The 23,148-nt window shown below is 61.6% G+C and carries 20 protein-coding genes; 9 read left to right on the forward strand and 11 right to left on the reverse strand.

All coding sequences use genetic code 11. The annotated features are described in order from the left end of the window. Nucleotides 1–169: 169 nt before the first annotated feature. Nucleotides 170–616 carry a response regulator gene (locus CKW11_RS10355; protein WP_047596467.1) on the reverse strand — a complete coding sequence of 149 codons (447 nt, stop codon included), beginning with the start codon at nucleotides 614–616 and terminating at the stop codon, nucleotides 170–172. Nucleotides 617–875: 259 nt separating this feature from the next. Between CKW11_RS10355 and CKW11_RS10360 the strand changes: the two genes are divergently transcribed. From CKW11_RS10360 to CKW11_RS10395, 8 genes are all read left to right on the forward strand, one after another. Beyond that, the gene (locus tag CKW11_RS10360; RefSeq protein ID WP_305887136.1) at nucleotides 876–2,810 is read left to right on the forward strand and encodes a putative nucleotidyltransferase substrate binding domain-containing protein; all 1,935 of its coding nucleotides are present in this window, start codon (nucleotides 876–878) and stop codon (nucleotides 2,808–2,810) included. Further along, nucleotides 2,807–3,514, forward strand: coding sequence for a PolC-type DNA polymerase III (locus CKW11_RS10365; RefSeq protein WP_095137451.1), 708 nt, complete (start codon nucleotides 2,807–2,809; stop codon nucleotides 3,512–3,514). Before CKW11_RS10360 ends, CKW11_RS10365 begins: the two co-directional genes overlap by 4 nt. 207 nt (nucleotides 3,515–3,721) lie before the next feature. Continuing rightward, nucleotides 3,722–4,240: an RNA polymerase sigma factor gene (locus CKW11_RS10370; protein ID WP_095137807.1), complete on the forward strand. Its 519-nt coding sequence runs from the start codon at nucleotides 3,722–3,724 to the stop codon at nucleotides 4,238–4,240. Then, on the forward strand, nucleotides 4,237–5,208 hold the full coding sequence (locus tag CKW11_RS10375) for a FecR domain-containing protein (RefSeq protein WP_095137452.1): 972 nt from the start codon (nucleotides 4,237–4,239) through the stop codon (nucleotides 5,206–5,208). The genes CKW11_RS10370 and CKW11_RS10375 overlap by 4 nt, the downstream gene beginning before the upstream one ends. A gap of 234 nt (nucleotides 5,209–5,442) precedes the next feature. Further along, nucleotides 5,443–7,881 (forward strand): TonB-dependent siderophore receptor, encoded by a 2,439-nt coding sequence (locus CKW11_RS10380; RefSeq protein ID WP_095137453.1) that lies wholly within the window; start codon nucleotides 5,443–5,445, stop codon nucleotides 7,879–7,881. Between the two features lie 74 nt (nucleotides 7,882–7,955). After that, nucleotides 7,956–9,080 (forward strand): PepSY domain-containing protein, encoded by a 1,125-nt coding sequence (locus CKW11_RS10385; RefSeq protein ID WP_095137808.1) that lies wholly within the window; start codon nucleotides 7,956–7,958, stop codon nucleotides 9,078–9,080. After that, nucleotides 9,077–9,256, forward strand: coding sequence for a hypothetical protein (locus CKW11_RS10390; RefSeq protein WP_027610674.1), 180 nt, complete (start codon nucleotides 9,077–9,079; stop codon nucleotides 9,254–9,256). Before CKW11_RS10385 ends, CKW11_RS10390 begins: the two co-directional genes overlap by 4 nt. A 193-nt stretch (nucleotides 9,257–9,449) precedes the next feature. After that, nucleotides 9,450–10,079, forward strand: coding sequence for a glutathione S-transferase (locus CKW11_RS10395; protein WP_095137454.1), 630 nt, complete (start codon nucleotides 9,450–9,452; stop codon nucleotides 10,077–10,079). A 172-nt stretch (nucleotides 10,080–10,251) separates the two neighbouring features. On the opposite strand, the gene creD is transcribed toward CKW11_RS10395, so the two are convergent. The 4 genes from creD to CKW11_RS10420 all read right to left on the reverse strand — a co-directional run bounded on the left by creD (nucleotide 10,252) and on the right by CKW11_RS10420 (nucleotide 14,467). Continuing rightward, a complete protein-coding gene (creD, locus tag CKW11_RS10405; RefSeq protein ID WP_095137456.1) occupies nucleotides 10,252–11,622 on the reverse strand; it encodes a cell envelope integrity protein CreD in 1,371 nt (456 codons plus the stop codon). Nucleotides 11,623–11,796: 174 nt separating this feature from the next. Beyond that, nucleotides 11,797–13,215, reverse strand: a complete 1,419-nt coding sequence (gene creC / locus CKW11_RS10410; protein WP_095137457.1) for a two-component system sensor histidine kinase CreC — start codon at nucleotides 13,213–13,215, stop codon at nucleotides 11,797–11,799. Continuing rightward, a complete protein-coding gene (creB, locus tag CKW11_RS10415; RefSeq protein WP_095137458.1) occupies nucleotides 13,215–13,895 on the reverse strand; it encodes a two-component system response regulator CreB in 681 nt (226 codons plus the stop codon). Before creB ends, creC begins: the two co-directional genes overlap by 1 nt. A 68-nt stretch (nucleotides 13,896–13,963) precedes the next feature. Beyond that, a complete protein-coding gene (locus CKW11_RS10420; protein ID WP_041069928.1) occupies nucleotides 13,964–14,467 on the reverse strand; it encodes an ATP-dependent zinc protease in 504 nt (167 codons plus the stop codon). A 309-nt stretch (nucleotides 14,468–14,776) separates the two neighbouring features. On the opposite strand from CKW11_RS10420, the gene CKW11_RS10425 reads away from it, so the two are divergent. Beyond that, nucleotides 14,777–15,673 (forward strand): acyltransferase, encoded by an 897-nt coding sequence (locus CKW11_RS10425; protein ID WP_095137459.1) that lies wholly within the window; start codon nucleotides 14,777–14,779, stop codon nucleotides 15,671–15,673. Nucleotide 15,674: 1 nt separating this feature from the next. Here the strand turns inward: CKW11_RS10425 and CKW11_RS10430 are convergent, their stop codons facing one another. The 6 genes from CKW11_RS10430 to CKW11_RS10455 form a co-directional block, all read right to left on the reverse strand. Next, a complete protein-coding gene (locus CKW11_RS10430; RefSeq protein ID WP_047596480.1) occupies nucleotides 15,675–16,232 on the reverse strand; it encodes a DUF2780 domain-containing protein in 558 nt (185 codons plus the stop codon). Between the two features lie 260 nt (nucleotides 16,233–16,492). Next, entirely contained in the window at nucleotides 16,493–17,692 is a 1,200-nt protein-coding gene (gene fdhA, locus CKW11_RS10435) for a formaldehyde dehydrogenase, glutathione-independent (RefSeq protein WP_027610665.1), read from the reverse strand. A 205-nt stretch (nucleotides 17,693–17,897) separates the two neighbouring features. After that, nucleotides 17,898–18,755 (reverse strand): formyltetrahydrofolate deformylase, encoded by an 858-nt coding sequence (gene purU / locus CKW11_RS10440; protein WP_095137460.1) that lies wholly within the window; start codon nucleotides 18,753–18,755, stop codon nucleotides 17,898–17,900. Nucleotides 18,756–18,987: 232 nt separating this feature from the next. Further along, nucleotides 18,988–19,620 carry a sarcosine oxidase subunit gamma gene (locus tag CKW11_RS10445; RefSeq protein WP_034155013.1) on the reverse strand — a complete coding sequence of 211 codons (633 nt, stop codon included), beginning with the start codon at nucleotides 19,618–19,620 and terminating at the stop codon, nucleotides 18,988–18,990. A 181-nt stretch (nucleotides 19,621–19,801) separates the two neighbouring features. Beyond that, nucleotides 19,802–22,819, reverse strand: a complete 3,018-nt coding sequence (locus tag CKW11_RS10450; RefSeq protein ID WP_095137461.1) for a sarcosine oxidase subunit alpha — start codon at nucleotides 22,817–22,819, stop codon at nucleotides 19,802–19,804. Then, nucleotides 22,816–23,145, reverse strand: coding sequence for a sarcosine oxidase subunit delta (locus CKW11_RS10455; RefSeq protein WP_003228964.1), 330 nt, complete (start codon nucleotides 23,143–23,145; stop codon nucleotides 22,816–22,818). The genes CKW11_RS10450 and CKW11_RS10455 overlap by 4 nt, the downstream gene beginning before the upstream one ends. Nucleotides 23,146–23,148 lie beyond the last annotated feature (3 nt).

Consider the following 23,148-nt stretch of genomic DNA (forward strand, 5'->3'; position numbering starts at 1 on the left):
AAAGCCCTGATCTTGCGATCAGGGCTTTTTTGTTGGCCGCTAAAATCTAACAACCACTGGAGATCCATTGTGGGAGCGGGCTTGCTCGCGAAGACGGACTCACATTCAACATTAATTTCGACGGAAAGGACGCATTCGCGAGCAAGCCCGCTCCCACAGGGAGGGCGATTCAGGGCTCGATGCCTAACTCGTGTTTGACCAGCCCCAACAACTTCGCCGTATCAATCGGCTTGAGCAGAAAATCCACCACGCTCAGGTGCATCGCGGCAATGGCGTCTTTCACATCGGCATCGCCGGAAACAATGATGATCGGCAACGCCGCCCGCTCCGACTCACGCACCTGCCGAATCAAATCCAGCCCACCAACATTGCCCATGCGCAAATCAGTGATCACCAGCCCGATCGAAGGTTTTTCGTCGAGCATCTTCAGCGCGGTTTCGCCACTGGCCGCGGTCATGCAACGAATGCCATCCAACGCGAGAATCTCCGACAACAGCTCCCGGGCGTCCTTGTCGTCATCGACGATCAGTACACGTTGCGGCGGCAAGTCGGGTTCGAGCATTACAGCGCTGAGCGCTTCACGCTCGGCGTCGCTCAAAATATCGTGGTCGGACATGGCATTCTCTACGTTTTCAATTCAGTCACCTGGCACAGTCGTCAGACATCGCTAAGCAGCGCTTCAATGTGCACTTCGTCGGATTTTTTTCCAAGTGGCTGGCGGAGGAATTTCCGACTGTTTTTGTAGGGCACTTCCTAAATGTGCCGAACGGCAGCCCAAACCTAGACTTACGTCCAATGGGCACCCCGCGCGCAGGGGCCGACCATGGCTGCAACGATCCGACAACAACAATTCGAAAAAGACTGCGGTAATGGTTATGAGTAAAGCGGACGCCTTCACCCAGGCAGGGAAAACCGCGGTGTTGCAGAACATTCAGGGCACTCTGCAATTCCTCCAGCGCTTCCCGCCCTTCAATCAGATGGAACATGCCCACCTGGCTTTTCTGGTGGAACAATGTCAGCTGCGTTTTTACGGCCAGGGCGAAAGCATCATCAAGCCCGCCGACGGGCCGGTTGAATATTTCTACATTGTCAAACAGGGCCGAGTAGTCGGCGAACGCCAGCACATCACCCGGCCTGGCACCGAAACCACCTTCGAGATCACCACCGGCGAATGCTTCCCGCTGGCTGCGCTGATTGGCGAACGGGCGACCCGCACTGAGCATCTGGCCAGCGAAGACACCTTCTGCCTGCAACTGAACAAACCGGCGTTCATCAAGCTGTTCGCCCTGTCCAACAGCTTCCGCGATTTCGCTTTGCGCGGGGTCAGCAGCCTGCTCGATCAGGTCAACCAGCAAGTCCAGCAAAAAGCCGTGGAAACCCTCGGCACCCAGTATTCGCTCAACACCCGCCTCGGCGAATTGGCGATGCGCCATCCGGTCACCTGCAGCCCGGACACGCCACTGCGCGAAGCGGTGAAGCTGATGCACGAGCAACAGGTCGGCAGCATCGTCGCGGTGGATGAGCACAAGGCGCCGCTGGGGATTTTCACCCTGCGTGACCTGCGCGAAGTGGTCGCCAATGGCAGCGGTGATTTCAGCGAAACCATCGAGCGCCACATGACCTGTTCGCCGTTCTTTCTGTCGCCCGATCACAGCGCCTTCGACGCGGCGATTGCCATGACCGAACGGCACATCGCCCACGTCTGTCTGGTCAAGGATCAGCGCCTGTGCGGCGTGGTTTCCGAGCGCGATCTGTTCTCGCTGCAACGGGTCGATCTGGTGCACCTGGCCCGCACCATCCGCAGTGCCCAGCGCCTCGAACAACTGGTGAGCCTGCGCGGCGAGATCGGCCAACTGGTCGAACGCATGCTCGCTCACGGTGCGTCTTCGACGCAGATCACCCACATCATCACCCTGCTCAACGACCACACTGTGTGCCGGGTGATCGAACTGACCCTCGCCGAAAGAGGCGACCCCGGCGTGCCGTTCAGTTGGCTGTGTTTCGGCAGCGAGGGCCGGCGGGAGCAGACGCTGCATACCGATCAGGACAACGGCATTCTGTTCGAAGCGCGGGACGCGGCACACGCGGCGGAGATTCGCGGCAAGCTGCTGCCACTGGCCCAGCAGATCAACCAGAGCCTGGCGCAGTGCGGTTTCAGCCTGTGCAAGGGCAACATCATGGCCGGCAACCCGGAGCTGTGTCTGTCGCGGGCGGAATGGGCGCGGCGCTTTGCGGCGTTCATTCGCGAGGCGACGCCGGAGAACCTGCTGGGATCGAGCATTTATTTCGATCTGCGGGTGGTCTGGGGCGACGAGAACGGTTGCGCGCAACTGCGCCGGGGGATTCTCGATCAGGTCGGCGACAACCGTTTGTTCCAGCGCATGCTGGCCGAGAACGCGCTGCGCAATCGTCCGCCCGTGGGGCGTTTCCGCGAATTTGTGCTGGCACGCAAGAACGGCGAGAAAGCCACCCTTGATCTCAAAGTCCAGGGCCTGACGCCCTTCGTCGACGGCGCACGCCTGTTGGCGCTGGCGCATGGCATCGAAACCAACAACACTCTGGAGCGCTTGCGTCAGCTGGTGGAAAAAGAAGTCATCGAACGGCTCGATGGCGCGGCGTATGAAGAGGCGTATCACTTCATCCAGCAGACGCGCATGCAGCAGCACCAGATCCAGACCCGTGAGAATCTGCCCTGGTCGAACCGGGTCGATCCCGACAGCCTCAATCATCTGGATCGGCGCATCCTGCGTGAATCCCTGCGCCAGGCCCAACGCCTGCAAAGCAGCCTGGCCCTGCGGTATCAGCTATGAGCCTGTTCTCGTGGCTGCGGCCGGCCAGCCCTCTGCTGTCGGCAGACCTGCAACAACGTCTGGCACAACTGCCAACCATCGGCGAACTGAAAGAATGCAGCCTGCGCGAACAGCGCTGGGTGGTGCTCGATCTGGAAACCACCGGGCTGAACCTGAACAAGGATCGCGTGCTGTCGATCGGCGCGGTGGTGATCGAAGACGGCGCAATCGACTTCAGTCAGCAGTTCGAGCGCACCCTGCAATGTCGGGAGCTGAAGCTCAGCCCCAGCGTATTGATTCATGGCCTGGGGCCGAATGCGATTGCCGCCGGCAGCGACCCGGTCGAGGCGTTGCTGGAGTTCATGGAGTTTATCGGCGACAGCCCGGTGCTGGCGTTTCATGCGCCCTTCGATCAACACATGCTCGGACGCGCATTGAAGGAACACCTGGGTTACAGGCTGCAGAATGTGTTTCTGGATGTCGCGGACATGGCGCCATTGTTGTGCCCACAGGCGAATATTCGCGAGGCCGGCCTGGATGAATGGATCGACTGGTTCAAGCTTGAGGTGTTCGAGCGCCACAACGCGAGTGCCGATGCGCTGGCCACGGCGGAACTGGCGTTGATCCTGTTCAGCCGGGCGCGGCAGCAGCAGATTCATAGTCCGTTGAACCTGCAGCAGCGTTTGAGTCAGTGGAAACGCCGGCAGCAGGCGCCGTCCTTCTAGATTCTCGGTGCCGGTACTGGCCTCTTCGCGAGCAAGCCCGCTCCCACACTGGGATGCATTCCCCCTGTGGGAGCGGGCTTGCTCGCGAAGAACGATGATGCGGTCTTCCTGATACCACCCGACCAGTGGCCAATTGCTAACCATTCCCACCTCTGCGAGAATCGCGAACAATTCTCGTTGGTTAACATTTCCCAATCGGTGCGTCTGGTGTCGTCAGTCCCAAGCCCTCACAGTGAACTCGTCGGTGCGTTGTATCGCGACCATCGCGGTTGGCTGCTGAGCTGGTTGCGGCGCAACGTGGCGTGCCCGCAGCGGGCCGAAGACCTGAGCCAGGACACCTTCGTGCGGCTGCTCGGTCGCGAGCAACTGCTGACGCCGCGTGAGCCTCGGGCGTTTTTGGTGGCGATCGCCAAGGGCCTGTTGTTCGATTACTTCCGCCGCGCCGCGCTGGAACAGGCCTACCTCACTGAATTGATGCTGATCCCCGAAGGCGAACAACCTTCGGTGGAAGAACAGCAACTGATCCTCGAAGACCTCAAGGCCATCGACCGCCTGCTCGGTAAACTGTCGACCAAGGCCCGCGCCGCTTTCCTGTATAACCGCCTCGACGGCCTCAGCCATGGCGAAATCGCCGAAAAGCTTGGAGTCTCAGTGCCGCGCGTGCGGCAGTATCTCGCGCAAGGCATTCGCCAGTGCTACATCGCCCTGTACGGTGAGCCGACATGAATCCGGCCAGCTCCAAACCGGTCTCGGCCCAGGTGCTGGACGCGGCAATTGCCTGGCAGTTGTCGCTGGATTCCGGCAGTCCGCTGGAGCGCGAAGAGTTCGCCAAGTGGCACGCGGCCCATGAAGAACACGCCCGCGCCTGGCGCCAACTGGGCATGCTCGATCAGCGCTTCAGCGTCGCCAACGGCCCGGCCCGCGCGGCCTTGCTGCAATCGCGCGAAGGCATTCGACGCCGTGTGCGCAAGCTCGGCAGCGGATTGGCCAGCGTGGTGGCGGTGATCGGTCTGGCGTTGTTTGCCGGTGATCGCTACTTGCCGCTGGATTACTGGCTCGCCGATCAACGCACCGCCACCGGCGAGCAGCGTACGGTGCGCCTGGCCGATGGCACCGTGCTCAACCTCAACACCCACAGCGCGGTGGATGTGCGTTTCGATGCCAGGCAGCGGCTGATCGTGTTGCAGGCAGGCGAGATCATGGTCGAGACCGGTCACGGCGATGCGCGGCCGTTCATCGTCGAGACCCGCGAAGGCAGCATGCGCGCGTTGGGCACGCGGTTTCTGGTCAAGCGTGAAGACCAAGGCACACGCTTGAGCGTGTTGCAGTCGGCGGTGGCGGCGCATCCGCAAAGTCATCCTGAAGAGCAGATCCTGCGCGAAGGCCAGCAAGTGCTGATCCGCAATGACGGCCTCGAAGCGGTTGCCGCGCTCACGCCCGGCGCCGATGCCTGGACCCGCGGCATGCTGGTGGTGGACAACGCGCGGCTGGAAGATCTGGTGAATGAGCTTGGGCGCTACCGCCGAGGGCATCTGGGCGTGACGCCGGAAGTCGCCAACCTGCGCATCACCGGCAGCTTCCCGCTGCACGACACCGACAAGGCCCTGAGCGCCCTGCTGCCGACCCTGCCGGTGCAGATCGAGCAGCACACGCCGTATTGGGTCACGGTGGCGAAGGCTGATAACAAGCCTTAAAAAATTCGTTGTCAGGGAAATAGCTATCGCGAGCAGGCTCACTCCTACAACTGGAATGCGTTCCCCCTGTAGGAGTGAGCCTGCTCGCGATAGGGCCACCCGCCACACTCGAAAATTCCGAAGCGGCCGCCCCTTTCCAAGTTAATCGAAATTATTTTCATCCAGCCCTATCACTTTTCAATTCTCGTCCGGCACACAGGCAATTGAGAAATATTTCCATTCAGGAGCCTTCGCATGTCCCGTTCGCTAGACACCTTGTTGCGCCCCAGTCTGTTGGCCATCGCCATTGCCCTCAGCGCGCCGCTGCTCAGCAGCCCGTTGCTCGCCGCTGAACAGGCGTCCGGCGTGCGCGCCTACAACCTGCCGGCGGCGCCGCTGTCGACCACGCTGAACCAGATCGCCAGCCAGGGCGGCCTCGCGTTGTCGCTGAACCCGTCGCTGGCCGCCGGCAAGACCTCAGCGCCGGTCAACGGTCAGTACGACGCCGCTGGTGCACTGCGCGCGGCGCTGCAAGGCACCGGTCTGCAACTGGAACAAAGCAGTACCGGCACCTACACCCTGGTTGCCGTGCCGGAAGGGACACTGGCGCTGCCGGAAACCGCAGTGATCGGCGTGGAAAATCTGGAAACCGCCTGGGGCCCGGTCGAAGGCTACACCGCTACCCGCACCGCCGCCGGCAGCAAGACCGACACCGCGCTGGTCGAGGCGCCGCGCTCGATCTCCGTCGCCACCCGTCAGCAAATGGACGATCGCAGCGTGCACAGTCTCGATGACGCCGTGCGCTATATGCCGGGCATCACCGCCAGCAGCTACGGCAGCGACACCCGTATCGACTGGCTGCGGGTGCGCGGTTTCGAGCCGACTCAGTTCCTCGACGGCCTGCCGCTGCCCAAGGGCGTATACGCCAACCCAAAGCCTGAAACCTGGAACCTCGACCGCCTCGCGCTGCTGCGCGGCCCGGCCTCTTCCGTCTACGGCCAGACCCCGCCGGGCGGCCTGCTGGACATGGTCAGCCGGCGTCCGAGCAGCGACGCCAGCAGCGAAATCCAGTTGCAGTACGGCAGCGACAACCATCGTCAGATCAACTTCGCCAGCACCGGCAAGATCGACGACGCCGGGCAGTTTCTGTACGGCATCAGCGGTGTGGTGCGCGACAGCGACACGCAGATCGATCACATCGAAAACAAGCGCTACAACATCGCACCGAGCCTGACCTGGAACATCGACGACGACACCAAATTCACCCTGCTGACCCAGTTCACCCGCGACGATACCGGTGTCACCAGCCAGTTCTATCCGATCCAGGGCACCAAGATCGACATGCCGTTCGGCAAGATTTCCCATCACAAGAACCTCGGTGACCCGGACTACGACTTCTACGACCGCACCTACTACGCACTTGGTTATGCCTTCGAGCATCGCCTCAACGACGTCTGGCAGTTCAAGCAGAACCTGCGCTACACCAAGTCGGACCTGTCGTTCCAGACCGTGACCGTCAACAGCTACAACACGGAGTACGCAGGCTACACGGTTGACGACCAGGGCAATGTCGGGCGCGGCACCACCAACGTTGATGAAGACATCAGCCAGTTCGCCGTGGACAACAACTTCCAGGCCGACTTCGCCACCGGCGACATCCGCCATACGCTGTTGCTTGGTCTGGATCACCAGCGCAGCAACACCAACTACACGTCGATCTTCGGCACCGCGCCGGACATTAACGTCAACAACCCGATCTACGGTCAGCCGATCACCCGTCCGCGGCGCTCTTCGGCCTTCTATGACTACGACCAGAAGACCTACCAGACCGGCCTGTACGTACAGGACCAGATGGCCCTCGACCAGTGGCGCCTGACCCTCGGCGGGCGTGAAGATTGGGTGCATACCAGCACGCAGTTCATCAACAAGGGTGACGCCACCAACACCCAGCGCGACAAGGCATTCAGTGGCAACGCGGCGCTCAGCTACGTGTTCGACTCGGGCTTCGTGCCGTACCTGTCGTATGCCGAATCCTTCCAGCCAACCAGCGGCGCGGACGCCACCTCCACCGGTTCACTCAAGCCGACCGAAGGCAAGCAATGGGAACTGGGCATCAAGTACCAGCCGCCGGGCAGCAAAACCTTGCTCAGCGCTGCGGTGTATGACCTGACCCAGAAGAACGTCGCGGTCAACAGCATCGTCAACAACGTGACTATCACCAGCCAGACCGGTGAGGTGAAGGTCAAAGGCCTGGAGCTGGAAGCGGTTTCCGACGTCACCGATAACCTGAAAGTCATCGCCGCCTACACCCTGGCCAAGTCCGAAGTGCAGAAAGGCGTGGACAAGGGCAATCGCCTGCAACTGATGCCCAACCAGCAAGCTTCGCTGTGGACCGACTACACCTGGCACAGCGGCGTACTCGACGGTTTCGGCATCGGCGGTGGCGTGCGTTACACCGGCAACACTTACGGCGACAAGGCCAACACCTGGCTGGGCAAGGCGGACGCCTACACCGTGTTCGACGCCTCGGTGCATTACGACCTCGGCCGCCTGGACAACAGCCTCAAAGGTGCGTCGCTGGCAGTTAACGCTACCAACCTGTTCGACAAGGACTACATCTCCACTTGCGACGGCTACTACTGCTACTACGGTGACCAGCGCAGCGTCGTCGCCAGCGCCACTTACAAGTGGTAAGCGCGTGAGCTGAAACAGGTTCTGTCACCAGGCCGTCCCCCGTGGACGGCTTCGGTGTTTTTGAAGGTCATGAGATGAAAAGTAAAACAATTCGCCGCTGGTCGTTCATCCACACCTGGACCAGCCTGATCTGCACTGTGTTCTTGCTGATGCTGGCACTGACCGGTCTACCGCTGATTTTCCATCACGAGATCGAGCATCTGCTGGGTGATGCACCGCAAGTGCGCGAGATGCCCGCCGACACGCCGCGCCTGAATCTGGCGCAACTGGTCGAGGCCGCAGAAAAACATCGCCCCGGCGAAGTGGTGCAGTACTTCGGTTTTGAAGACGACGTGCCCAACGCCGTGCTGACGATCATGGCGAAAACTGCCGGCACTGAACCGAACTCGTCGCACACCTTCATGCTCGATGCGCGCACCGGTGAAGCGCTGGAAACCCCGTCGGCCAACGGTGGCCTGATGTTGTTCATCCTGCGCCTGCACGTCGACATGTTTGCCGGGCTGCCGGGCAAGTTGCTGCTGGCGTTCATGGGTCTGCTGTTCGTGGTCGCGATCATCTCGGGTACGGTGCTGTACCTGCCGTTCATGCGCCGCTTGCAGTTCGGCACCGTGCGTCAGGACAAGTCCACCCGCCTGCGCTGGCTCGACCTGCACAACCTGATCGGCGTCGTCACCCTGACCTGGGCCTTGGTGGTCGGCGTCACTGGAGTGATCAGCGCCTGCGCTGACCTGCTCATCGCCGCGTGGCGCAATGACACGCTGACCGCCATGGTCGCGCCCTATCGCGATGTCCCGCCGCTGACCCGCCTGGCCCCGGCCACCCGCCTGCTCGACATCGCCCGCGACGTGGCGCCGGGGATGAACCCGGACTTCATCGCCTTCCCCGGCACGCGGTTTTCCAGTGAGCATCACTACGCAGTGTTCATGAAGGGCGGCACGCATCTGACCTCGCACCTGCTGACGCCGGTGCTGATCGACGCCAGCACCCTACAGGTCACCGCTGTGGCCGAGCGCCCGTGGTACATGGACGCCATGGGCATGTCCCAGCCGCTGCACTTCGGCGACTACGGCGGCATGCCGATGAAGATCCTCTGGGCAACCCTCGACGTGCTGACCATCATCGTCCTCGGCAGCGGCGTGTATCTGTGGGTGGTGCGGCGTAAAGCGGCAAAACCGTTGCCGTTGGAGGCTGCTGCATGAAGCCGCGTCAGAGCAATTTCTGGAAGGTCTTCAGCACGCCGCTGGTGATTGCGCTGCTGAGTGCGGCGGGGTTGTTTTCGGCGTTGCTGGGGGACGGGATCTGGGATGCGTTGAGTTGGGTCGGGCTGGGTGTGCCGGCATTTCTGGCGATCAAGGGGTTGCTGCGACGCGGGTGATTTCCGTGTCGCCTGACAAGGCCTCTTCGCGAGCAAGCCCGCTCCCACAGGGGATTTGTGAACGAAACAGATCCAATGTGGGAGCGGGCTTGCTCGCGAAGGCGGCCTGATGAACACCAGCAAATCCCTCGCCAGCCGCTCTGTATCTGACTAGGCTAACCTCCTGCTCTTCGATGACCACCGAGGTTTGCCAATGTCCGCCCCCAGCATGACCCTGTTCCACAACACGCTTTCCCCGTTCGTGCGCAAAGTGATGGTGCTGTTGCACGAGACCGGTCAGCAGGATCGCGTCGCCCTGCAAGACTGCGTCCTCACGCCGGTCAGCCCGGACACCGCGCTCAACGCCGACAACCCGCTGGGCAAGATCCCGGCGCTGCGTCTGGCGGACGGTAACGTGATCCATGACAGCCGCGTGATCCTCGAATACCTCGACCAGCAACACGTCGGCAATCCGCTGATCCCCCGCGAAGGCGCGGCCCGCTGGCGGCGCCTGACCCTGGCCTCGCTGGCCGACGGGATAATGGATGCCTCGGTGATGGTGCGTTACGAACTGGTGCTGCGCGCCCCGGAAAAACACTGGGACGAATGGCTCGATGCCCAGCGCGAGAAGATCCGGCGCGCCCTGGCCTATCTGGAAAGTGACGCCATTGCCGAGCTGACCAGCCACTTCGATGTGGCCGCAATCAGCGTCGCCTGTGCACTGGGTTACATCGATCTGCGCCATCCGGATCTGGACTGGCGCAGGGCCAATCCGCAACTGGCCAACTGGTATTTCGAGGTGAGCCAGCGACCGTCCATGGTTGCCACCATGCCCAAGCCTTAAGGCTGCGGCGCCCGATCCGGCCTCTTCGCGAGCAAGCTCGCTCCTACATTGGAATGCGTACTCCTGTGGGAGCGAGCTTGCTCGCGAAGGCACCAACTCGCATCCACAGGCAGAAACCCGACAATCCGCGTCACCAACTCTTCCTTCCAGCGCTGATCCTCACGCAGCCCGCTCATTGCATCGCCCCCACATCAAATTCCAGCGGCTTGGCCGGCTTCTGCCCGATCCCGTACCAGTCGAGTTTGCGCGTCAGCACCATGAACACCCCGAGCAGGCCGAACAACAGCAGCGAGCCCATCAGCAGCGCGTAATCCTCGGCGCTCAGCAGGCCATACAGCAGGCCATACAACGCTGCCAATCCCGCGGAGAAACTCAGACCGTGACGCACGCTGTGCAGCACGTGGCAGACATAAAACCCGATCAGCAACACACAGCCACTGGCCGACAACAGATATGCCAGGGCAAAGCCGATGTGCTCCGACAGCGACAGCAGCAACAAGTAGAAGAACGCCAGCGCCACCCCGACCAACGCGTATTGCACCGGGTGTACTGCCAGACTCTTGAGCACTTCAAACAGGAAGAAACCGGCGAACGTCAGAACGATAAACAACAGCGCATATTTGATCGCCCGATCGCTCTTCAGATATTGATCCACCGGATCGATGAAACTCACGCCGAAGCTGCGCCCGTTGAACGCCTCGCAGTCATTGCCCAGCACGCAGCGATTCATCGCTTCCTGCAGGTTGGTAGAGAAAAACGTGGTCTGCCAATCGGCGCTGAAACCCTGGTCGCTGATCTCGCGTTTGCCCGGCAGGAAGTTGCCGATGAAGCTTGGGTGCGGCCAGTTGGCAGCGAGGCTGACTTGGCTGGTTTTACCCACCGGCAGCACCTGCAGCGAACCGGTACCTTGCAGGCGCAGGTCGAAACCGAAGGTCAGCTCGGTGGCGTTGCGAGTGTCCAGTGCCGGCAACGTGACCCGCACACCTTCGCCGAGCCAGCCGACCTGAGTGCCGGGGACGAAATCCAGACGCTGGCCATCGAGTTCCAGTTTCAGCGCGTTTTCGATGCCGCGAATATCGCTGATGCCCACCGCCAGAAACGGCGCATCAAACTGGTAATCGGCAAAATCTTCCTTGATCCCCAACTGCGCCGGCAACGAAAAATGCCCATTGATGCGATTGTCGGCATGGAACAGGCGCGCTTCGTAAATACCGCGATTGCGCAGCTCGGTCTGCACCTGGCCGTCGAGTTCGAAACGCTCCGGCAGAAAGTACAAACGACCGTGCTCTTCGCCAAGCTCTTCATAGCGCTTATTGGTTTTCTCGTTGGTCTTCCAGGTACGCACCACCTTGCGGTACGGCACCACCATTACCGGCCCGCTCAGTTGCTGGCTGTAGCTGGAGCTGCGGGCAATGTCTTCGAGCACGCCGTCGCGCAGTTGTTGGCGCTCATCGATGATGCCGTCGATCATCAGCAGCGGTATCAGCAACAGCAGGATCAGCAGGGCAATCGCCCCGAGCTTTATGGTCAGATTCTTGTTCATGGGACTCTCCCTGTTTGGATGGGCAGAGTCTGGTATTGATGTATGAGGGGAATGTGGGGGGAATATGGAGATTGTGTGGAGACTGTTATGGCCCCATCGCGAGCAGGCTCACTCCTACAATTGATCGCGCTCCCCTGTAGGAGTGAGCCTGCTCGCGATGGCAGCGACGCGGTTTCAAGGCAAGCGTAATATCACTTCCACACCGCTCTCGACGTTGCGAATCTGCATCGACCCACCATGCAACTTCACCACCTCTTCAACAAAGTTCAGCCCCAACCCGGTGCTCTTGCGCCCACTGTCCGGACGCGGCAGCGAGTAAAACCGTTCACTCAAGCGCGGCAAAGCGTAATCGGGAATCGCCGACGCTTCGTTGAACAAGCGCAACTCGACCTGCTCCCCCACACGTTCGGCACTGAAGCGCAGCAACCCGGTAACCGGGGTGAAATCCAGCGCATTCTCCAGCAGATTGCCCAGCGCCTGGCGCAGCAGAAACGGCTCGCCGATCAGCAGAAGATCTGGCGCAATCGTCTGCTCGACCTTGAGCCGCCGGCCTTCGATGCGCGCGGCCTGCGCCCGCAACAATTCATCAACCAATGCCGCCAGCGGTACCGCCACGCGCTCCTCAAGACCTTGGCGCTGCTCGACTTGCGCCAGATTCAACAGGCGCTCGATCAGTTGCTGCATCCGCGCGCTTTCACTGTCGATGTTGCCGACAAAGCGCAGGCGCTGGATCGCTGGCATGTCACCCTGCAGCAACTCCGCCGCACCGCGAATTGCCGCCAGCGGACTCTTCAATTCATGGGTCAGGGTGTGCACATAGCGCTCGACGTAGGCCTTACCTTCCAGTTGAGTGCGCATCTGCTCCACCGCTGTGGCCAGTTGTTCCAGTTCGCCGCCACGGTAGTGCGGCACTTCAACCCGCCGCCCCTCGCTCACCGCTTGCGCATAACCGGTCAAACGGTGCAGCGCGCGGCTCAGCCACCACGACAGCAAAGCGCCGAACAGCAGACCGAGGCCGATCAGTCCGGCGCCGTAAAACAGCAAGCGCCGCTCGGTGCGATCGACATAAGGCTGCAAGGAGCTGTTGGGTTTGGCCACGGTGACCACGCCGATGATCCGGCCGTTGTCGCGGATCGGCGCGCCAACGTGCATCACCGAGGAGTTCGCATAATTCGGATCGCTGCGGCTCGAACGAGCGCCGTACTCACCTCGCAAGGTCAGGTAAACGTCGTTCCAGCGCGAGTAATCCTGACCGACCGCCACGCCGCTGGAATCCAGCACCACGATGCCTTTGGCGTCGGTGACATAGATGCGGTGGTTGACCTGATTTTTCGGCAAGCCCCAGATCGTCGCCTGCGGCTGGCGCTCGCCATACGCGCGCAGCAATTCGGGCCAGCGGTTCTCGCTGAGCGTGCCGGCCTTGAAATCATCACGCAGGATTTCCGCCATCAGGTTGGCGGTGTCAACCAGGGTTTCTTCGGTGGACTGGCGCACGCCCGGGCGGATTTCTTCCATCACCGTGTTGAGCACGAAGTAACCGGTCAGGCCGACAAACAGCACATACACCAGAAAAATCCGCAGCCCCAGCGACATCAGCTGTGCCCCGGGCTGTAGCTGTAGCCGAGGCCGCGATGGGTCTGGATCGGCTCGGCGTCGGCCCGCACCAGGCGCAGTTTGGCGCGCACGCTTTTGATGTGGCTGTCGATGCTGCGCTCGTAGCCGGCGTCGGCGGCAACCCCCAGCGCATCAAGCAATTGCTCGCGGCTGAACACCCGCTGCGGTTGTTCGAGCAGGCATTGCAGCAGACGGAATTCGTGGCGGGTCAGGCTCAATGGCTGGCCGCGGTAGGTGATCAGCACACGCTCGGGGTCGATGCGAAACAGTGCCGAGGACGCTTCAACCACATGTCGTGGCGCCATACGCTTGAGAATCGCCCGTACCCGCGCCGCAACTTCCCGTGGGCTGAACGGCTTGACCACGTAATCGTCGGCGCCGATCTCCAGCCCCACCACCCGATCGATCTCGGCGTCCCGGGCACTGAGAAACAGCACCGGCACTTCACTGAAGCGCCGCAGCTGTTTGCAGGTTTCGAAACCGCTGATGTCCGGCAGGCCGATATCGAGAATGATCAAGTCAGCCGGGGTCTGCCGTTGAAACTCCAGCGCCGCCGCGCCGAGGCTCAGCCACGTGGTGGCGAACCCCTCGCCCTGCAGGGCAAAAATCAGCGTGTCGGCAATCGCCGCTTCGTCTTCGACAATCAGGATATGAGGCATGGCGTCCGAGCCCGTGGGTTAAGTGCGCGAACGGTGCCCCAAGCCTGACGTTACGTCAATGAGACCACTTAGCAGTCCGGCTTGTCGGCGGTGAAACGCCGCGCCGGGTTCACTGCCGCGCCGAACTCGCGCAGGGCCTTGGCACCGATCAGCAGCGGGTAGTTGAAGTTGCTGCGGTCGGTCAGGTTGACCTCAACGGTGCGCTTGACGTTGCCCAGACACAGTTCCAGATCGACCACCGGACGTTTGGCGACTTCGGTGCTGTCGCCCTCGTCTTCTTCATCCGAGCGGCTTTTGATCTTGCTGATCCGCGCGATCTTGTGCTCGTAGACCTTGTTGCTGGCGTCCTTGGTGCCGAGGCGGAAACGCACCCAGTTCTCGCCGTCGCGGGTGAAGGTCTCGATGTCCTTGGCCGACAGCGAGGCGGTCAGCGCGCCGGTGTCCATCTTGGCCTTGAGCACCTCACCGCCGATTTCCGGCAGTGCGATGTATTCGTAACGCCCGTACAGGGTCGGCTCGGCGGCCATGACCGGCAGGGCGACGAGGGCAAACAGTGCAAGGAGGGATTTCACGTAAGGGGCTTCCTTGGAAAATGAGGGCGTCAGACGCGAGATTTTAGACAGCCGGCGAGCAATTGGTTCGCTTGAGTCCGCCTTCGCGAGCAAGCCCGCTCCCACAGGGGATCCGGGATCTGTTGGAGATGGCATGCACACTGAAGATCCACTGTGGGAGCGGGCTTGCTCGCGAAGAGGCCGGTCCTGCCAACACGGTAATCAGCTCCAGCATAGCCAGCCAAAGGTGAAACATTCGTCACCATCGATTTGGCCTGTCGCCCGAAGCCACTTATCATGGCGCGCCCATCCAACGTCATAGAGTTGCTTATGCGCCGCCTGCTCACCGGCTGTTTCGTCACCCTGCTGCTGTTGCTCAACACCCTGATCCTGATCGGGCCGTTGCTGGTCTTTGCCCTGCTCAAACTGGTCGCACCGGGGCGCTGGCGTGATTACGCCTCGTGGGCAGTGATGTGGATCGCCGAGACCTGGGCCGAGATCGACAAGCTGATCTTTCGCCTGTGCATCCCTACCCAATGGGATATTCGCGGCGGCGCAGACCTGCGTGGTGACACCTCGTATCTGGTGATCAGCAACCACCAGTCGTGGGTCGACATTCCGGCGCTGATCCAGACCCTCAACCGGCGCACACCGTTCTTCAAGTTCTTCCTCAAGAAAGAACTGATCTGGGTGCCTTTCCTCGGTCTGGCGTGGTGGGCGCTGGATTACCCGTTCATGAAGCGCTACAGCAAAGCGTTCCTGGCCAAGCACCCGGAGCTGGCGGGCAAGGACCTGGAAATCACCCGACAGGCCTGCGAGCTGTTCAAGCGCCAGCCGGTGACGGTGGTCAATTATCTGGAAGGCACCCGCTACACCGCAGCAAAAAGCGCGCAGCAACAGTCACCGTTCAAGCATCTGCTCAAACCCAAGGCAGGTGGTGTGGCGTTTGTTCTGGCGGCGATGGGGGAACAGCTGGATGCGCTGCTCGACGTGACTGTGGTTTATCCGCAGCAGAAGATTCCGGGATTCTGGGATCTGATCAGCGGTAGCGTGCCGCGGGTGATTGTCGACATCCAGACCCGCGAACTCGACCCGGCACTGTCGCAGGGCGATTACGAGAACGATCCGGTATTTCGCCAGCGGGTCCAGAACTGGGTCAACCAGCTCTGGACCGAGAAGGATCAGCGCATCAGCGAACTGCGCGGCGAGCGCTACGAGCGCAGCTGAATCAGCTACCGGTGCCGGCGCCCCAGATGCTGCCCAGACTTTGCAGCAGCGGGCCGCCGACGCCTTGGTCACCCAGGTACTTGAGCAGCACCGGGGCAAACTGGCCGACCATGCCGCTGTCCATGCCCAAAGCGCCGAAGGCATTGTTCAGGTCGTTGGTGTCCTTGACGTTGCCCAGCGCGTTTTCCAGCCCGGCCGACTTGCCCGACGAGCCCAGCAACCCGCTCAGCGCCGCCAGGTTGCCAGCGCCGCCCGACAGCTTGTCGATGCCCGGCACTTCCTTGGCCAACTGCGAATAATCGGTGCTGCTCAACTGGTTCTTGGCCAGGCCAAGCATCGCGCTGGTGCCACCGACGGCTTGCTGAGGCGTCACACCGAGACCGGTCACGGCTTGCAGCAAACCGGCGGTTTCCGAGGTCGGCGCGGCAGCGGTCGCGGCGTTACCGCCCTGCATGCTCGCAGCCGCTTTGGTCACATCATCCAGACTGAAGCCGGCAAACACCGGGCTCGCTGCAAGGGTCATCAGTGAAGCCAAGGCAATACCGCGTGAAATCTTCATTCAGACATCCTCTTGCGCTGTGGTAACCGCCCGACGATGAGCGGCAAAACTGCCGGTTTGACCGGGTTTCGGCCGGCATGTTCCTCGCCGGCGCATCCATTTAGTCTTTATCAGGGTGCTGTGGCAGCCCTCTAATTGCCAGAGCCAAAAGATCGCAGCCTTCGGCAGCTCCTACACCGATCCCTGCAGGAGCTGCCGAAGGCTGCGATCTTTTGATCTTTTGACGTAAGAAGGGCGACCCGTGGGTCGCCCTTTTTTACTTACGCCGCACTGAACAACCGATGCGGATCAATCACAAACTTCTTCGGCACACCGGCATCGAACTCGCCGTAGCCTTCCGGCGCCTGGTCGAGGCTGATGACTTGCACGCCAACCACTTCGGCGATGTTGATGCGATCCCACATGATCGCCTGCATCAGTTGGCGGTTGTATTTCATCACCGGGGTCTGGCCGGTGTGGAAGCTGTGGGACTTGGCCCAGCCCAGACCGAAGCGGATGCTCAGGCTGCCCATTTTCGCGGCGGCATCGACCGCGCCCGGATCTTCGGTCACGTACAGGCCCGGAATACCGATCTTGCCGGCCACACGCACCACGCCCATCAGCGAGTTGAGCACGGTAGCCGGGGCTTCGGCTTTCACCCCGTCGTGACCGTGGCCGCGCGCTTCGAAGCCCACGCAGTCCACCGCGCAATCGACTTCCGGTTCGCCCAGCAGCGCGGCGATCTGTTCGTGCAGCGGCGTGTCCTTGGACAGGTCGACCACTTCAAAACCCTGAGCCTTGGCGTGCGCCAGGCGGATGGTGTTGACGTCGCCAATGATCACCACCGCCGCCCCCAGCAGACGCGCCGAGGCCGCGGCGGCCAGCCCGACCGGGCCGGCGCCGGCGATGTAAACGGTGCTGCCCGGGCCAACGCCCGCCGTCACGGCGCCGTGATAACCCGTCGGAAGGATGTCGGAGAGGCAGGTCAGGTCGCGGATTTTCTCCATGGCCTTGTCGCGATCCGGCAGTTTCAGCAGGTTGAAGTCAGCGTACGGCACCAGCACGTATTCGGCCTGGCCGCCGGTCCAGTCACCCATGTCGACATAACCGTAGGCACCGCCGGCACGGGCCGGGTTGACGGTCAGGCAGACACCGGTGTGCTGCTCCTTGCAGGAACGGCAGCGCCCGCAAGCCACGTTGAACGGTACGGAAACCAGGTCGCCGATCTTCAGGTTTTCGACGTCGGAACCCTTTTCGATCACTTCGCCGGTAATTTCGTGGCCCAGCACCAGACCGGTCTGCGCCGTGGTACGGCCGCGCACCATGTGCTGGTCGGAGCCACAGATGTTGGTGGACACCACACGCAGGATCACCCCGTGCTCGATCTTCCTGCCGCGCGGGTCCTGCATTTTCGGATAGTCGATTTTCTGTACTTCGACCTTGCCAGCGCCGAGATACACCACACCACGATTGCCAGACATGCTTTCACCTCGCTGTTGTTTTTATGGAACCGCGTTGCCCAGGCAGGCAGCGCGTTAAGTGCTCGGGTTATTGCTTGTTGGTTTTGCGTTGTCAGTTATGGCCTCTTCGCGAGCAAGCCCGCTCCCACAGTTGATCTTGGGTGTGACAGAGACCTGTGTTTCAACACAAATCCCTTGTGGGAGCGGGCTTGCTCGCGAAAGCGATCTAAAGAACGACCGTGCGATTGGCGTTCAAAAACACCCTTCTTTCGATGTGATAACCAACCGCCCGGGCCAGGGTCAGCCCTTCGATATCCCGCCCCTTGGCGATCAGGTCTTCCGGATAGTGACTGTGATCCACCGCCTCGACACCCTGGGCAATAATCGGCCCCTCATCGAGGTCGTTGTTGATGTAATGCGCCGTGGCGCCGACCAGCTTCACGCCTTTGTTGTAGGCCTGGTGATACGGCTTGGCGCCCTTGAAGCCCGGCAGCAGCGAGTGATGAATGTTGATCGCCTTGCCATCGAGCTTGCGGCACAGCTCCGGCGACAACACCTGCATGTAGCGGGCGAGGATCACCAGTTCGGCACCGGACTCTTGGATCACCTGCCAGACCTGACGCTCTTGCGCCGGCTTGTCGTTGGGATCGAGGGGGAAATGGTAGTAGGGAATCTGGTGCCAGTCGGCCAGCGGCTTGAGATCCGGGTGATTGGAGACCACCGCCGCCACGTCCATCGACAACTGGCCGATGCGCTGTCGATAGAGCAAGTCGTTGAGGCAGTGATCGGCCTTGGAGACCATGATCACCACTTTCGGACGGTAGTTCGGCGCGGTCAGCTCGAAGATCATGCCGAAGGCCTGGCCACGTTCGGCGAGGCCGGCACGGAAGGATTGCTCGTCGAAACCGTCAGGCTGGCGGAATTCCACGCGAATGAAGAAACGCCCGGAGAGGCGGTCATCGAACGAATGGTGCTCGGTGACGTAGCAACCCTGCTCGAACAGAAAACGCGTCACCGCGTCCACCGTGCCGAGCACGCTGGGGCAGTCGGCGGTCAGAATCCATGTGTCTGGGGCGCGGCTCATGGTGCGGTGACTCCTGTTTCAACATCTGTGAGCAGAGTTAACTCTGTACTGGGCTGATCTACACTGAACTGCTTTTGTGGTGAGGGGATTTATCCCCGATCGGCTGCGAAGCAGTCGCAAAACCTATGTATACGATCTACCTGATAAACGCGGTGACTGGTTTGGGGCGGCTTCGCCCCCCGTCGGGGATAAATCCCCTCACCACAGAAGCACGCACGACGGCAATTCAGTGTCAGGCCTGAACGCTGAGGCCATATTCAGCCGACGCATCCTGCAACCACAGCCACCAGTAATCCGAGAAGCTGCGGCGGATCAGCAGTTCCCAGGTGTCTTCGGCGGTGTGGCGGATCATCAGCTGCGACTTGGCGAATACCGTGCCCACCGCTTTGCCGACCGGGAAGTTGTTCGGGTGCACGTCGTAGCTGGTGGATTTCATCAGCACCTGACGCACGTTCGGCCCGCTCAGTTCGAGCACTTGCTGGCCGCCGCTGACGTTGACGATCGCGATGTGCAGGTCGCCCAGCGCTTCGCGCAGTTTCTGCTCGGCGGCGAATTCTTCACCGCTTGGCACGATCAGCAACCACTCGTCCGGGCCCATCCATTGCAGGCTGGTTTCGCCTTTGACGATCACGCTCAGGGCGCCCGGCAATTCGATGCCGAGGGCCTTGTGTACGCCGGCGGCAAACGCGGCGTCATGGCCATCACCACGAATCGTCAGGTGACCGAGAAGTTTCTTTTCACGCACGATGACGCCGGCGTTCTTGCGACCCTTGCCGACCAGGCTGGCGAGGTCGGCATGGTGCAGCGACGACTCGGCACGGGCCCCGGTGGTCGGGCGTTGCTGGTAAACATTGGCTGTGGTCATAAAGCACCTTTATCAATTCTGTTGGTTCCGGTCCTTGTAGTGGCGGTACCGCCGCCTTCGCGAGCAAGCTCGCTCCCACACTGGACTGATGCCTGACACAAATCCCATTAACAACCCGAAACCTGTGGGAGCGGGCTTGCTCGCGAAGGCGATATCCGCCACCCCACAGGGATCAAAGCTGTCAGATGTTCTGCCGATCCCCCTTCGGATCGAAGAACACCGAAGAAACGATTTCCGCCTCGATCACGCTGCCATCGGCCAGCGGTGCAAACACCCGCTCGCCCATGCGCTTCAGACCGCCCTTGACCACGCCCATGGCAAACGAATAGCCGAGGGAGTTGTGCGCGTAGCTGGAGGTCACGTGGCCGACCATGGTCATCGGGATTGCCTGCTTGGTGTTGAACACCAGTTGCGCACCTTCCGGCAGCCAGACGTTAGGGTCGATCGGCTTCAGGCCCACCAGTTGTTTACGCTGATCCTTCACGCAGTCTTCTCGGTTCATGCCGCGCTGGCCGATCCACGAGAACGGTTTGGTGCGACCGACGCACCAGCCCATATTCAGGTCGTCCGGGGTCATCGAGCCGTCAGTGTCCTGACCGACGATGATGAAACCTTTCTCGGCGCGCAGGACGTGCATGGTTTCAGTGCCGTACGGCGTCAGGTTGTACTGCTTGCCGGCCTCGACGATTTTCTCCAGCACACCCATCGCATAGTCGGCCTGCACGTTGACTTCGTACGACAGCTCACCGGTGAACGAGATGCGGAACACCCGCGCCGGCACGCCGCCGACCAGACCTTCTTTCCAGGTCATGAACGGGAAGGCTTCGTTACTCAGATCGATGTCGGTCACGGCGCTGAGCAGCTTGCGGCTGTTCGGCCCGGACAGGGTCATGGTCGCCCAGTGGTCGGTGACCGAGGTGAAGTAGACCTTCATCTCCGGCCATTCGGTCTGGTGGTAAAGCTCCAGCCATTGCAGCACGCGCGCCGCGCCGCCCGTGGTGGTGGTCATGACGAAATGGTTGTCCGCCAGACACGCCGTCACCCCGTCGTCGAAAACCATGCCGTCTTCTTTGCACATCAGGCCGTAACGCGCCTTGCCCACGTCGAGCTTGGTCCAGGCGTTGGTGTACACGCGGTTGAGGAACTCGCGGGCATCCGGGCCCTGGATGTCGATCTTGCCCAGGGTCGAGGCGTCGAGCAGGCCGACGCTGTCGCGCACGGCCTTGCATTCGCGCTTCACTGCGGCGTGCATGTCTTCACCGTTTTTCGGGAAGTACCACGGACGTTTCCACTGGCCGACGTCTTCAAACTCGGCGCCGTTTTTCAGGTGCCATTGATGCAACGCGGTGTAGCGTACCGGTTCGAAGATGTGCCCACAGTGACGGCCGGCCACGGCGCCGAACGTTACCGGCGTGTAGTTGGGGCGGAACATCGTGGTGCCCATCTGCGGGATGGTCACGTTCAGCGAACGCGCGGCGATAGCCAGGCCGTTGACGTTGCCGAGCTTGCCCTGATCGGTACCGAAGCCCAGCGCGGTGTAGCGTTTGACGTGTTCGACCGACTCGAACCCTTCGCGGGTCGCCAGTTCGATGGCGGCGGCGGTGACGTCGTTCTGCAGGTCGACGAATTGCTTCGGCGCACGCGAGGTGCCCTTCTCGTGCGGCACCTGGAACAGCGCCAGGGTCGCTTCTTCAAGACGGCTCAGGGCCTTGGGCAGCGTGCCTTCGACCACCGCGAAACCGGCTTCACTGGCAGCGCGTGCGCCACCTTCGAAACCATCGGCCAGCGAATCTCCGAGGCCGTAAACGCCGTTGATGCCGCCGACGCACACACGCTTCTGCGGTGCTTCGCCCGGTACGAAACCGAGGATGTCTTCACGCCAGATCGGCTTGCCACCGAGGTGCGAAGCCAAGTGCACGACAGGGCTGTAACCGCCGGAACTGGCGATCACGTCGCAGTCGAGCCATTCGCCCGGGCTGGTCACGGTGTGCGCTTTGACGTCAATTGCGGCAACGCGGGCAGCGGTGACGCGCTTGCTGCCACGGGCCTCGATCACGGCGCTGCCGGTGAGGATGCGAATGCCTTTGGCGCGGGCTTCTTCCACCAGCGCACCCCGCGGATTGCTGCGCGCATCGGCGATGGCCACCACTTGCAGGCTGGCGTCGAGCCAGTCCAGCGCCACGCGATAGGCGTGATCGTTGTTGGTGGTCAGGACAAGTTTTTTGCCCGGCGCCACGCCGTAACGGCGCACGTAAGTCGAGACCGCACCGGCAAGCATGTTGCCCGGTACGTCGTTGTTGCCGTAGACCAGCGGGCGCTCGTGGGCGCCGGTCGCCAGCACTACACGCTTGGCGCGAACCCGGTGGATGCGCTGACGCACCTGACCGATTGGCGCACGGTCACCGAGGTGATCGGTGAGGCGTTCGTGAATGGTCAGGAAGTTGTGGTCGTGGTAACCGTTGACAGTGGCGCGCGGCAACAGCAGCACGTCCGGAGTGTTCTTCAGTTCAGCAATGACGCTTGCCACCCATTCCATCGCCGGTTTGCCGTCGAGACTTTCGCGGGAATCGAGCAGGCTGCCGCCGAACTCTTCCTGCTCATCGGCGAGGATCACCCGCGCACCGCTGCGCGCAGCCGCCAGGGCAGCCGCGAGACCGGCAGGGCCGGCGCCGACGATCAGCACGTCGCAGTGCTGGTTCATGTAGTCGTAGGTGTCCGGATCGACTTCGGTCGGCGAACGGCCCAGACCGGCAGCCTTGCGAATGTACTTCTCGTACGTCATCCAGAACGATTGCGGGTACATGAAGGTTTTGTAGTAGAAACCCGGCGGCATCAGCTTGCCGCCGACCTTGCCGAGAATCCCCATCATGTCGTTGTTGACGCTCGGCCAGCCGTTGGTGCTGGTGGCGACCAAACCTTGATACAGCGCCTGTTGCGTGGCGCGCACGTTGGGAATCTGCGTGGCTTCGGTGGCACCGATCTGCAGCACGGCGTTCGGCTCTTCGGAACCGGCGGCGAAGATCCCGCGAGGACGCGAATACTTGAAGCTGCGGCCGATGATATCGACGCCGTTGGCGATCAGTGCCGAGGCCAGCGAGTCGCCCTCGAAGCCTTTGTAGCTCTGACCGTTGAAGGTGAAGCTCAGCACTTTGTTGCGGTCGATCCGTCCACCGTTGGACAGGCGATTGGTCTGGCTCATACCTTCTCTCCCAGCGCCGTCGTGGCTGTTTTCGCCGTATCAGCCTTGTCGGTGAATTGCGGCTTGGTGCCGATCTTGTAGGTTTCGAGAATCTCGTAGGTCACGGTGTCGCGGGTGACGTTGAAGTACTGGCGGCAACCGGCGACGTGATCCCACAGCTCGTGGTGCAGACCACGCGGGTTGTCGCGGAAGAACATGTAATCGCCCCACTCTTCATCGGTGCAGGCGTTCGGATCCAGCGGACGCGGGATGTGCGCCTGACCGGATGCATGGAATTCCTCTTCGGAGCGCAGTTCGCCGCAGTGAGGACAGAAGATATGCAACATGGG

Origin of the sequence: Pseudomonas sp. Irchel s3a10, from assembly GCF_900187525.1 — a bacterium.
GTDB lineage: Bacteria > Pseudomonadota > Gammaproteobacteria > Pseudomonadales > Pseudomonadaceae > Aquipseudomonas > Aquipseudomonas koreensis_G.